The 12,173-nt window shown below is 63.7% G+C and carries 10 protein-coding genes and 1 pseudogene; 9 read left to right on the plus strand and 2 right to left on the minus strand.

What is annotated here, in order from left to right; genetic code table 11:
• Together AC1D34_RS25065 and AC1D34_RS25070 are read right to left on the minus strand one after the other, a co-directional pair.
• Nucleotides 1-721, minus strand: a pseudogene (locus AC1D34_RS25065) (O-antigen ligase family protein); the annotation flags it as partial.
• Between the two features lie 188 nt (nt 722-909).
• Nucleotides 910-2,133: a glycosyltransferase family 4 protein gene (locus AC1D34_RS25070; protein ID WP_476825656.1), complete on the minus strand. Its 1,224-nt coding sequence runs from the start codon at nt 2,131-2,133 to the stop codon at nt 910-912.
• Between the two features lie 1,325 nt (nt 2,134-3,458).
• Here AC1D34_RS25070 and AC1D34_RS25075 point away from each other — a divergent pair.
• The 9 genes from AC1D34_RS25075 to AC1D34_RS25115 form a co-directional block, all read left to right on the plus strand.
• Nucleotides 3,459-3,983 carry a helix-turn-helix transcriptional regulator gene (locus AC1D34_RS25075; RefSeq protein WP_476825657.1) on the plus strand — a complete coding sequence of 175 codons (525 nt, stop codon included), beginning with the start codon at nt 3,459-3,461 and terminating at the stop codon, nt 3,981-3,983.
• A complete protein-coding gene (locus tag AC1D34_RS25080) occupies nt 3,980-4,408 on the plus strand; it encodes a VanZ family protein (RefSeq protein WP_476825658.1) in 429 nt (142 codons plus the stop codon). The genes AC1D34_RS25075 and AC1D34_RS25080 overlap by 4 nt, the downstream gene beginning before the upstream one ends.
• Nucleotides 4,409-5,034: 626 nt before the next feature.
• Complete coding sequence (locus AC1D34_RS25085) at nt 5,035-5,832, plus strand: FkbM family methyltransferase (protein ID WP_476825659.1); 798 nt, start codon at nt 5,035-5,037, stop codon at nt 5,830-5,832.
• 134 nt (nt 5,833-5,966) lie between these two features.
• A complete protein-coding gene (locus AC1D34_RS25090; protein ID WP_476825660.1) occupies nt 5,967-6,701 on the plus strand; it encodes a hypothetical protein in 735 nt (244 codons plus the stop codon).
• 705 nt (nt 6,702-7,406) lie between these two features.
• Nucleotides 7,407-8,126 (plus strand): nucleotidyltransferase family protein, encoded by a 720-nt coding sequence (locus tag AC1D34_RS25095; protein WP_441490651.1) that lies wholly within the window; start codon nt 7,407-7,409, stop codon nt 8,124-8,126.
• Between the two features lie 66 nt (nt 8,127-8,192).
• Nucleotides 8,193-9,329, plus strand: coding sequence for a DegT/DnrJ/EryC1/StrS family aminotransferase (locus AC1D34_RS25100; RefSeq protein ID WP_476825661.1), 1,137 nt, complete (start codon nt 8,193-8,195; stop codon nt 9,327-9,329).
• Between the two features lie 38 nt (nt 9,330-9,367).
• Nucleotides 9,368-10,060 (plus strand): sugar transferase, encoded by a 693-nt coding sequence (locus tag AC1D34_RS25105; RefSeq protein ID WP_476825662.1) that lies wholly within the window; start codon nt 9,368-9,370, stop codon nt 10,058-10,060.
• Nucleotides 10,057-11,064, plus strand: coding sequence for an SDR family NAD(P)-dependent oxidoreductase (locus tag AC1D34_RS25110; protein ID WP_441490654.1), 1,008 nt, complete (start codon nt 10,057-10,059; stop codon nt 11,062-11,064). Before AC1D34_RS25105 ends, AC1D34_RS25110 begins: the two co-directional genes overlap by 4 nt.
• Nucleotides 11,061-12,173: hypothetical protein (locus AC1D34_RS25115; RefSeq protein WP_476825663.1), on the plus strand; the 1,113-nt coding region annotated here is incomplete at its 3' end. The genes AC1D34_RS25110 and AC1D34_RS25115, both read left to right, overlap by 4 nt.

The following is a 12,173-nucleotide window of genomic DNA, read 5'->3' on the forward strand; positions in this document are numbered from 1 at the left end:
ACCCTAACCCTTTCAGCAGTGCTTGCTGCCAAAGCAGAAACCGCAGATTGGCTGTGGCTACGGTCCCGTCCCCGCCTTTGTCCTTGGCCAGGCTTTTGGCGAAATCCTCCGCCTCGTCGGCAGCGGCGATGCCGTAGGGCAACAGCGCGATCGTGGTGGGCGGGGCCGCCAGGATGAAGAGGACGGCTGCGATGTAACGCATGCTGTATCCTGGCATGGCCAGCCAGGTCCGCAGCCGCAACCCGATCAGGAACGTGCTCGAGATGACCGTGGCACCCAAGAAGGCGTCGCTCTTCGTCAATCGCCCGAAGACCACGGGCAGGACCGCCAAAGCAAAGCCGGAGACGCGGCCGAAGCCCGTCTCCGCGCTCATCGCCAGATGGAGCGCGAGCGGACCAAACACGGCGCAATAGAGCGCAGCCTGGTTGGGGTTCTCGGACCAGCCGCGAAAGCGGTCCCAGTACCATGGATCGAGCGAACCCTGAGGGAGCAGCCCCCAGCCGATGGCAATCTGCAGCGCGAGGCCGATATTGCCGAAGACGATGACGAACCAGGCCGTCTGCCGCAGGCGGTTGTCACTGTCTGGTTCGGCCACGGACAATATCGTCACACAGGCCATGAGCAGATAGGCGGTGGAGTCATGCACCATGGCGCCGACGTCGGTCAGCGGATCGAAGAGAAGTCCGATGCACGCGCCTATGCTCAAGGTGAGCGCGAACACGGCCCAGAATGCGCTCAGTCGGGTCAAGGCTGAACTGGCCGCCATCGGGTACCCGGCCAGAAATCGGGTCGCCGACAGGCCGATCCAGAGCGCAAGGCAGAGCTCGCCTAGGCCGATCGGCAGGCCGGGCAGGCGGAGCTGCGATGCGGAAGACAGCACGAGCCCCGCTCCGAGGAGCGCATTTCGGATCATTCCCCTTCTCCGACACCGCGGAGCGCGCCGGCCCCCTCCAGAATCGGCGACCGCGACCTGCCCGCAGCCTTGTCCGTACCACCCTGTTCCGACAGAACCTGCCGATAAAGCTCAGTGTAATGTCCGACGATCGTCGAGAGCCCGAATTCGCGTCGAACCAGCGCTACGGATCGACCACCCATTTCAAGCGCTCTGCGCCGGTCTTCGAGGAGCTCGAGGATGCTGCTGGCGAGAGCGCCCGGGTCGCGCGGTGGCACGAGGAGGCCGTTCCAGTGATGCGTGACCACATCGCTGCAGCCGGGCATGTCGGTCGTGACGATCGGCAAGCCCGCAAGGCCGGCCTCCAGCAGCACGCGCGGGATCCCCTCCCGATATTCCGTCGGCAGGACGAACAGTTCTGCAAGGGCGAGCAGGGCCGGCACGTCTTTCCTCGCGCCCAGCGCCATCACATGGGGAGCCTGCCGGTCGATCTCGTCCTGAGCGACCGCGAAGGGCCCTTCACTTTCTCGTGGACCGACGAGCAGGAAGCGCACACCCGGGCGCACCTTCCTGACCAGCGAAGCGGCCTCCAGCAGCGTCGGAATTCCCTTCTGTTGCGTCAGCCTGCTGACCGTGATGACGATCTCGTCCGTCCCGAGGCCGAGCTGTTCCCTTAGCGCCGCAGTGACGGGGCCACGGGCGTGCGATCGATCGAAGCCGGCAATGTCGATGCCCGATCCGCGGATCAGATGAGCGCGGTCCCCTCGAACCAGCCTGTGACTCTCGAAATAGGCCTTGTCGGCGCGGTTCTGGAAAACCGTAGCCGCGGTCCAGCGGGAGGCGAGCCATTGCAAGGCGCAGTAGACCGGCCGGAGGGCGAGCGCGCGGGCCGTCTCGGACGAGAACACCCAACCCATCCCATTGATGGTTCGCACCACGGCGACCTTGCCCCGGACCGCGAGGGGGGCCAGCAGATTGGGCTTCGTATCGAAGCTTTGGACGATGTCTGGGCCGATATCCGCGATCATCTTCGCGAGCTGGCGGATGGCAGCGAGATCGGCGCCGCGACTATCGAACCGGTCGAATTGATAACGCCGATGAGCCAGGCCGGCTTGCAAGAAGGCGGCCCCGTCTGTGGTCGAGGCTGCCGTTATCCGAAAGCCGCGGTCCTGCAAGGCTGCTAGGAACGGGATGCGCAGCGAATGGTCCTCCCCTCCCACGCAAAGCACATGCGGAACCATTTTGACTCCTCCTGCCAGGAGCTGGGACTGCGGGGGCCTGACCCCTGAGTGCAAGCGCTCGGCCTGATGACCTTTTCCGGCGCGTTCCTGCCCCACAGGACCGTATCCGGTAGGAAATCACGGTATGGAGCAGGCTCTGCACTGTCCTCATTCATTTGGATGACGGATCGGAACCGGACGTAAATGGCGTAGGGCGCCGGCATCGGTGCGTTTCCGCATGGTCGGGGGAAGAATCCGGCGATCGCCGGCCTCATCGCTTCAGAGGCGGCAGGGTGTTCGCCTTGAAGCCGACAGCTTCTGCCTCACGCTATGGTTTGCGTGGAAGAGGCCGGCTCGGCCCGGCTGACAGCGGGTTCACGTGCTGGCAGGCGTAGGATGCCAGCATTGGCGCGGGGCCGCCGGAAGAGGCGTCGCGGTAGCGGCCGTGGCGCGAAAACCAGACAGCCGGCCAACTGTGCAGGGACCGGAGAGAACATGTAGTCTCCCGACGCATCTTCAGGTCGTCACGAATTTGTGCGTGCAGCGGCCGGGTTTGAACTCGAAACGGCCTCGGAGCGAGCCTGCCCGGATGGAGGGCGAGCCCCGGGGCTCGAGTCTGTCGAGCGCGGCCACTTCCAGGGGCTCTATCTCCATGCGCGCATGGAGACGATCACCTCTACCCACGGGGGACCGTCAGCATTCCGTGGCACGCTGGCATGAGCCCGCCTGCTGCCCCGCCGCGGCCCGTTCGTCCAATTTGGGTAGCCCTTCCTTGCCGGGGACAGCGGCCGGTGTATGCAGGCCGGCCGGCATGGCCTTTCGGGGGGGCGGGACCTTAACCTTTGGGTGTAGGCCGACTGGCTCCTTTGAATGCGTTTTCGCTCCGGGGTTTTCTGATATTGTTCCCTCATGGTTCCGATATTGTTCTATAGCAATGTATTCGGAGCGCGCGAATATATAAGATAATTTTCCAAATTGACGACATAATCAAAGGTAATTTGAGTATAATACATAGTAATTCCTCTCTCCTTGTGCGCGATGTCTTGCAGCAATTGAGTTTACCAGAGCTGTGAGTGGCCGCGTCATCTCAACCGACATGGTTTGCGGAGTGAGGTTAAGCGGATGGTCTCTGGTCCGGAATGCGGAACATCGAGGAGAGTGCCGATATGTCATTGGTCAGCGGATCTGTCGAAGCGCCGGCGCCCCTGGGTGCGTCCGTCCGTCATGCGATGCCCTTGAATGCCGGCCTCGTCGGGCCTCTTTGCGCGTCCCCAGTTCTCGACCAGGAAGAGGGCGGGGCGGGCGTAGCCCCCCCAAGCAATTATCGCGGCACCGTGGCTCTGAGCATGCTCGACCGCATCGGCTGCGGCTATCTTGTCCTCGAGGACCGCCGGAAGATCGTCGAAGCCAACGCCACGGCCCGGCTGATCCTTGGCCGTGAGGCGGGCTCGGTTCAAGGCCTCGACCAACTGACGAGCGCCTTCAAGCGATTGATCGCGCGCGCGCCGAACCGCCCGTCACTCGGCCCGCTGACCTGGATCGTCATTTCGGACAAGGACGATGCGCCTCTCGTTCTCAATCAGGTCGCGGACGACATGCCGGACGGCACCAGCGTAGTGATGCTTCTCGATCTTGATGCTCAWCTGGAGCCCAATCCCTTCATGCTTCAGCGCATGTTTGGCCTGACCATGGCCGAGACGCGCCTGGCGATTCAAATGGCGCGCGGCGATGTGCCGGCGGATGTCGCCCGCAGTCGGCGTCTCAGCCGAACCACCATTCGCTCCCAGCTGGCCTCGGTCTTCGCCAAGACGCAGACCAGGCGCCAAGCGGAGCTGGTCACGTTGCTTGCCCGTGTCGCGGTCCTGCCGTGAGGAGCGGGCTTGCTTCGGCGCGCCGCCTCCACCCGGAGCAACGCAGCGCCGGTATCGACAGGCTTGTCCGCTGGAAGCACTGGCGGGCTGTCGCCTGGTGCGCCTTCTCCCTCGTCGGCATTGCCTCGATCCTGCCCGGAAGCATCGAGTTCAGAACCCGGGCGCCACCCGAGCTGGAGCACGTGTTCGCCTATGCGGTCACGGGCGGAATTTTCGCTGTGGTCTACGGGCGCAAGGGCGCCCCCTTGTCTGCCGCCTTGCTGATCATTGGCGCCGTCGGGTTCGAACTGGCCCAATTTTGGATTCCGGGCCGCACGCCACGAGTCGTCGATGCGGCGTGCAGTATTGCCGGCAGTATGATCGGGCTGGCGGCTGGTCTCGTCCTGCGCCGAGCGTGGTCGAAGCGATATCGGGTTTCGAAGTAGCACGTTCGGCGAGGCGGATTGGTGATTTGACTTGGGCTGGTGACATCGGTTGCTGTGGCGGAGCCAAGACATTGCGGCGATGCGGGCAGCTCGGCGAACGGAAGCTCTGCATCGCTTCTCCTCACATCGCAAGGACAGGTGAGAAGCCGGCCGCTACGCCCTTGCGGATGCGCCGGTCTGATGCGGCAAACACGGACGTCTGTCGCAACCGCAGGCTTTCACGCGCGCGCCAGCCGGCCTGTCTTGATCCGACGCCGGAGTGGTCTGACGGGGGCGATGGCGTTCCAGGCGGATCGCTGGCGAAGGCGTGATCTCGCCAGCGATCGGATGGCATCCCTGACGGCCCTTCGCGGGGGGGCGTCCGCAGTATCCTTCGAATGGACGATGACGCTCACAAGGCGTCTCCATAGTGTCCTCTGACGGCCTGACCCGCTGCTTCGCGAGACTGTGCAGCCATGATGTGCTCGGGCCACAGGCAGAAGTCGATTGGCGCCGGGGCTCGACGAGACGCATGGAGCGACGTTCCGTCGATCAGGGTGGATGGGATGCTTGGATAGGAATGGGCCGGGCGCGTGGCAGGTGAGGCCGCACATCGCTCAAGGCGTATTGCGGTCATGGAGGTAGGAATGACTAACGCCGCAATGGGGGCAGCCGGACGTCTCAGTGCCAGACTCTCGGCGAAGCTTCAGCAGTCAGCCGACGTCTTGCAGGACGAGGGTGCACTCCGATTTCTGGAGTTGTCCGCTCTATCGCTGAGCGCGCCAGTTCGATCAATGCGCGTGCGGATCGCCGTGTCCGCTGACGCCAAGCGCGCTATCGCCAAGATAAAGAGCAGCTCTTGCGGGCGAGGGCTTTTCATCGATTGCGGATCAAATGTCGGGCAGGGATATGGCGTATTCAGTCKGTACTATACCGAAGAATACTTTGATTTCATCATGATAGAGCCCAACAAGAGTTGTCTGCCATATCTTCAGGCCCTCCAGGCGAGTTCGAGTGCGAATATCGAGATAATCGGTAAGGCGGCGAGCGTCCGGGAGGGCTTCACCAAGTTGTTTGGGCCTCCGTCGGATCGACGCCAACCTACCTATGAAGGGCGATCGATCGTTCCCGAGCACAATAGCAGCCTGTATGCCGCGGGGGATGCAGATTCTGACGTCGTAGAGACATTCTCGCTGTCGAAGCTCATCATGGCAAAGAAAATGCTGTATGATGTCGTCGTTCTCAAGCTCGATGTCGAAGGTGCTGAATACGAAATACTATTTGATATGATAAATACGGGAGCTCATAGAGAATTATACGCGGCATATATAGAATTCCATTCCATTTACATGAAACGTCTCGAGAGAGAAATCAAAGTAGTGGCGGAATCCAATATCCGAAAGACGATAGAGAGCGATGGGATATTGTTTAGGGAGTGGATATAAGGCCTCTTCGATTTGGATAGACCAGACTCCCATGGCGGTTTTCTGGACATGGAGATCAACATCTCTCTGTTCGGCCTAATTTTCCGAGGTCAGGATGCGGCTCTGAGCGTCAAGGCAAGAGGAAGAGGCTTGTAATGATCCTCGAGATGTTCGGGCCGTCCGGGGCGGGAAAGACGACGATGGCGTCCGCCCTGACCGCCCATCTGCGCGGTCTTGGCTATGTCGTGACCCCCCTGATCGGCGTGCGGGCTCACCCGCTGAGACGCGTTGTCCTCAAATGCCTGGCCAGCGCCCGGTTGCTCAACTCYGCCGGTTCGGCCGACGGCGTCGCGGATCTCTTCAGGATCCTGCCACCGAAGGATCGGCTATGGGGCGTTCGCCTGCATTGGCACCTGGCGCTGCTCCATCGCGAATGGACTGCGGCGCAATCCTCGGATGCGATCACGATCTTCGATCAGGGCATGGTCCAGGCGGTCGCCTCGCTCGTTCTGCTCAGCGGCATAGTCGAGCGCGACCCTGTCGGACGCGCGCTCGACTGCGTGCCGAAGCCGGACCTGCTCATCCGCTTCGAGGCGCCACGCCCCCTCCTGGAGGCGCGCCTTCGGGATCGTCGACAGAGGATCGGCCCGCTTCAGCGCTACCTCGAGATCGACCTGCAAGGCAGCCTGGATCACRTGGACCATGTCGACCTAATCTCCGGCCTGGTCGGTGCGCGCGGGCTCCCCATGATCCGAGTCAGCAGCATCGATGCCCCGAGCCGCAATCTGTCGATCGATCGGATCAGCGCCGCAGTTCTCGCCAGGATGCGCCCATCGCGAGCCGTTGCGGAGGAGCCCGCAGCACGCGGCTATGCGGCGCTCTCCCATTAGAGCATCGGACCGGACCCCGTTTCCGGTCCGATGACCCAGCCTTCCCGAGAGCTGGAATCCATTTCACCGGCCGATGCTTTTGATCCGGCGTCGGGGCGGGGGACAGGCATTGGCTGGGGTGACTCGAGWTGCCGCCAACGGCGGAGGCGACCGCGATCATCGGCCCTGCGGCAGGGGCTGTCGCCCGTGAGAGCCAGGATATCACTCAGCGCCAGGTGGATTGTGCCGGGCGAGGACAGCCGCTGTGCAGGCCGCGGTCAGCGGGCGCCCGTAGCCCGTGTCGCGCAGCCTGGTCACTGAAGAGGGACCAGAGACACGCGGCATCGGGAATCCTCTCGTCGAAGGGGCCGCCTGGACCCTGCATCGGACCGGCCAGCCGGCTTCTCCAGGAGAGGCGGGATCCGGGAGGCGCGCCGGCCGGGAGTGAAGGCTATCGCGGGAAATACGCGACGCCGGGCCCGGAGGCAGAAGAGCCGATGGCGGCATGCCCCGCCTCCATCATGCAAACGAACGAAGACAGTGGGTTACGGCGCTCATAGCATCCTCTCCCAGATGACCGGGTGAACTATGTGCGTGGTGATCCAACCGGTGCCTTGTGCCGTGACGTGTCAGGCACTCCGACACCGCTCCACCGCTGTCATGCCCGGCGCCACACGTAGCAAGCCGGAGCGGCACGTAGCCGCAGACCACTTATAGGAGGCTCGGATGAAGGCTGTGATCCAATGCGGCGGCAAGGGCACCCGTCTGCGCCCCTATACTTCGGTCCTGCCGAAGCCGCTAATGCCGATCGGATCGAGGCCGGTCCTGGAGCTGCTGCTCAAGTGGCTCCGCCGGAACGGAATCCAGGAGGTTTTCGTCACGACCGGATATCTCGGCCATCTCATTCGCAGTTTCTGCGGAGACGGCGCGCAGTGGAACATGAAGATCACCTATACCCAGGAAGTCGAGCCGCTCGGTACGATCGGCCCGCTTTCGCTGCTGCGGGACCAGCTCGACAGCACGTTCCTCGTGCTCAACGGCGACGTGCTCACCGATATCAGCCTCAGCCAGTTTGCCAGCTTCCATCGGCACCATCCGGGCCCGGTAACCATCGCGACGACCACTCGCACGATCAAGATGGATTTCGGCGTGATCGACGAGGTTGATGGCGAGGTCAAGACCTTCCGGGAAAAGCCGGCGCTGCCGCATCTGGTGAGCATGGGCCTGTACTGCATGGATCCCTCAGTGTTCGAGTTCATTCCGTCGGGAGTGCCCTTCGGGTTCGACGACCTGATGTTCCAGATGCTGGAAACTGGCACGCCCGTGCACGTCTTCAAGCACGAGGGTGTGTGGCTCGACATCGGTCGCGTCGACGACTTCCACAAGGCGCAGGACGTCGCCTGGGACGAGCAGTCCGTTGTGATCGAGCACCCTGTCGCGGCCTGACGACGCCGGTCTGGCCGGCGCCGTTCGGCGCCGGCGACTTGTCCGCCACGCGTGATGGAGCCTTCCATGTTGCTGGTTGCCGAGCCCATCCTGGGCCCCGAAGAGAAGACTGCCCTTGCAGAGGTCATCGACAGTGGCTGGCTGACCATGGGGGACCGGGTCAGAGCTTTCGAGCAGGCCTTTGCCGAAGTCCATGGCGTCGAGGATTCCGTCGCGGTCAATTCCTGTACGGCGGCCCTCCACCTCATTCTGCATGCCCTGGGACTGGGGCCAGGCGACGAGGTCCTGGTTCCCGCCCTGACCTTCGTCGCTACCGCCAATTGCGTGGTCTATGTCGGCGCGACGCCCGTCTTCGTCGATATCGAGTCGGCGGATGTTCCGCTGATGTCGCTGGCCGACGCCGAGGCCCGCTGCACCGCACGGACCAAGGCCGTCATTCTTGTTCATTTCGCCGGCTATCTCGCCGATCGCGAGGCCTGGCGGGACTTCGCTCGCCGGAAAGGGCTGCTGGTGATCGAGGATGCTGCACATGCGCCCGGGTTGAGGCAGGTCGGGACCTTCGGCGAAGCCGCTGCGTTCAGCTTCTACGGCAACAAGAACATGACCACCGCCGAGGGCGGCGCGATCATCGCCCGCGATTCCGCCCTGCTCGAGACGATCCGGCAGGCGCGGGGGCACGGCATGACCAGTGGAACGCGCCAGCGCCTGAACGCGCGCACGCCGACCTATGATGTCACCATGCTTGGCTTCAACTACCGCATGGACGAGATGCGGGCCGCCATCGGTCTTGTCCAGCTGCGGAAGCTGCCGGGCTGGAACGAGGTCAGGAGCCGCCTGGTGGCCGATTACCGGCAGCTCATCGCCGAACGCTGCCCGTCCGTCACGGTACCTTTCCAGCAGCCGCGGCTATCCACGTTCCACATCATGCCGGTTGTCTTGCCGGCCGGTGTCGTGCGGCAGGAGGTCATCGATCACCTGCGGGAGAACGGCATTCAGACGACGATACACTACCCTCCGGTCCATCTCATGACGCTTTACCGTGAGCTCTGCCCCGGCGTGCAGCTGCCGCGGACCGAAGACTTCGCGCTGCGTGAGCTGACTTTGCCCCTCCATCCGCGGATGGAAGCCGAAACGGTCGAACTGGTCGTGGGCACATTGGCGCGTGCCGTGCAGGCCGAAACCGTCGTCAAGGCCGTCGCATGATGCCCCGCCAGATCGGGCATTCTGCGGTGGGCGTCGATATGAACGCGATCGCGAGTCGCGCCTTCGACATCATCGTCGCATCTGCCGCCGCCCTGGTCCTGGCCTTGCCCATGCTGGTCATTGCCTGCGCCATCTGGCTGGAGGGCGGTCGGCCGATCCTGTTTTCCCAGGCCCGCCTGGGAAAGGGCGGGCAGCCCTTTCGCATGTACAAGTTCCGTAAGTTCGCAGCCACCTGCGGCACCGAGGGATGTCCCCTGACCATGGCCAAGGACGGGCGGATGACACCGGTCGGCCGCGTTCTGGCCGCGACCAAACTCGATGAGCTTCCGCAGCTTTGGAACGTCCTGAGGGGCGACATGGCCATTATCGGGCCGCGTCCCGAGTCGCTGGCCTTTGCCGATTGCTTCCAGAATGGCTTCGAACAGGTTCTGGAGCACAAGCCAGGTCTGTTGGGGCCTAGTCAGATCCTGTTCCGCAACGAGGGCAGTCTCTACCCGCCGGACATGGACCCGACGCGCTTCTATCGGGATGTGCTGTTTCCGACCAAGGCGCGGCTCGATCTCGCCTATTTCCCCCATCACAGCGTCGTCGGCGACATTGGGTGGCTCATGCGGGGCGTTCTGGCCGTCTTCGGTTGGGTCCCGTCGCAGGCCGTGCCCGCTCAGCGGACAGGCCGGCCAGGTGTTGCCGAAACCCGTGAAGCAACCAAGTCCGAGGGAGCAGCTCAATGAGCTACAGCGGCATGCGCGTGCTGGTGACCGGAGCCGATGGTTTCATCGGGTCCCATCTGACCGAGGCGCTGGTGCGCGACGGCGCCAAGGTCACGGCCCTTGCCCTCTACAACTCCTTCGACAGCCATGGCTGGCTCGACGATGTTCCAGAGGCCACCCGCAATCAGCTGAATCTCGTGCGGGGGGACGTTCGCGACGCCGCGTTCATCGGGCGAATCGTGCAGGGCCAGGAGATCGTTTTCCACCTCGCCGCTCTGATCGCCATTCCCCATTCCTACTTGGCTGCCCAGTCCTATGTGGAGACCAACGTGTTGGGGACGCTGAACGTGCTCGAAGCGGCGCGCCAGCATGGCACGGAGAGGATCGTCCACACCTCGACCAGCGAGGTCTATGGCACGGCCCTGACGATGCCGATCAGCGAAACCCATCCGCTCCAGGGCCAGTCGCCCTATTCGGCGTCCAAGATCGGCGCCGATATGATGGCGGAGGCCTTTGCGCGGTCGTTCGGGCTTCCGGTCGTGACGCTCAGGCCGTTCAACACGTTTGGACCCCGTCAAAGCGAGCGGGCAATCATCCCCACCATCATTCGCCAGGCGCTCGACCCGGCCTGCACGGCCATCATGGTGGGCGACACCACGCCGATCAGGGACCTGACCTTCGTCGAGGACACCGTCGCGGCGTTCATGGCCGCAGGCAGCGCGGTCGCGGTCGATTACGGGCACGCCTATAACGCGGGCAGTCAGCGGGCGGTGACCGTTGCGGACCTGATCGAGCTGATCCGCGAACTGAGCGCGTGCCAAAAGCCGGTTCTGCGCGACGAGACGCGGATGCGGCCGGTCAATTCCGAGGTGCGGGCACTGCTGGCCGACTGCTCCCGCTTCGAGCGCGAAACCGGCTGGCGACCGCGCACGAGCCTGCGCGAGGGCCTGGAACGGACGATCGCGTGGTGGCTCACCCGCGTGGCGGCGGGGCAGGTTCGCCGCCAGAAGGACTTCATCACATGAGGTCGGTTCTTCCGAGATCATGGCTCGGGGCGTTCTTGGCCGCCGCGCTCGTGCCGGCATTCTGGCCCGCGGCCGCAGCCGACAACCTCTCTGCCGCGCAGCTGGTCGCGCCGGTGGACATGCCGCTGCCCGGATATCTGCAGCCTGCATCGGACCCGGCCTTCGGCGTGGCATTCACGCGGGTGACCCGGCCGGGACCACTGGGCTCGGGCATCGTGTGCGGCCCCGGCCACTGCAGCCATCGTTATTCGAGCGCCCAGGCCTGGAACGCGGATCAGAGCCTGCTCGTCATCGTCAATGGCTGCAACGGCCTGTGCTTTCTCGATGGCCGCAGCTATGCGCCGCTCTTCCGGCGCACCCGGAGCGGCGAATGCGAATGGCACCCGCGCAATCCGGAGCTGATGATCTGCGTTGGGGGGCAGACCGTTTCGTTCTGGGCACCGCGAACCAATCTCGAGCGCGTGGTCTACACCGCAGACCATCATCGCAACCTTCAATTCGGCCCCTACAAGGGAAACCCGTCCTGGGACGGTCGCCGTATCGTCGTGCGGGCACTTTCGGAGAGTGGGGCACTGGTCGCCTTCGCCTACGACCTGACGACCCGGACGAAGTTTCCCGACATCGCGCTCGCCAAGCTCCCAGGCCAGAGCAATGCCTGCTCCATCTCTCCCTTGGGCGTACATGTCTATTGCCTCCAGAGCTTGCCGGACGAGACCAACCAGACCTTCATTTTCACGCTCGAAGGGGCTCTGGTGCAGAGCTGGACCGAGAACCACCGACCCGGTCATGGTGACATGACGGTGGATGCGGACGGCCGCGAGGTCTATGTCGGCATCAGCAAGGCGCCTCCCGACCAGTTCCAGGTTATCAAGCGGCGTCTCGATGATGGTGTCGTCACCACCTTGACCCGCTATGGCGAGGCTCAGCACGCTTCCCTGGCGATGCGACGGCCCGGTTGGGTTTTCCTGAGCTATTCCGGGATGCCGKACGAGGTCGGTCGCCACGAGGGGTGGGCGCCGTTCGCGCAGGAAATCCTGGCACTCAAGATCGACGGCAGCGGCGAGTTCCGGCGGATCGCACAGACCAGAAATGCGCCCCATGACTACTGG

It is taken from the genome of Allobosea sp. P1_A7 (assembly GCF_056406775.1).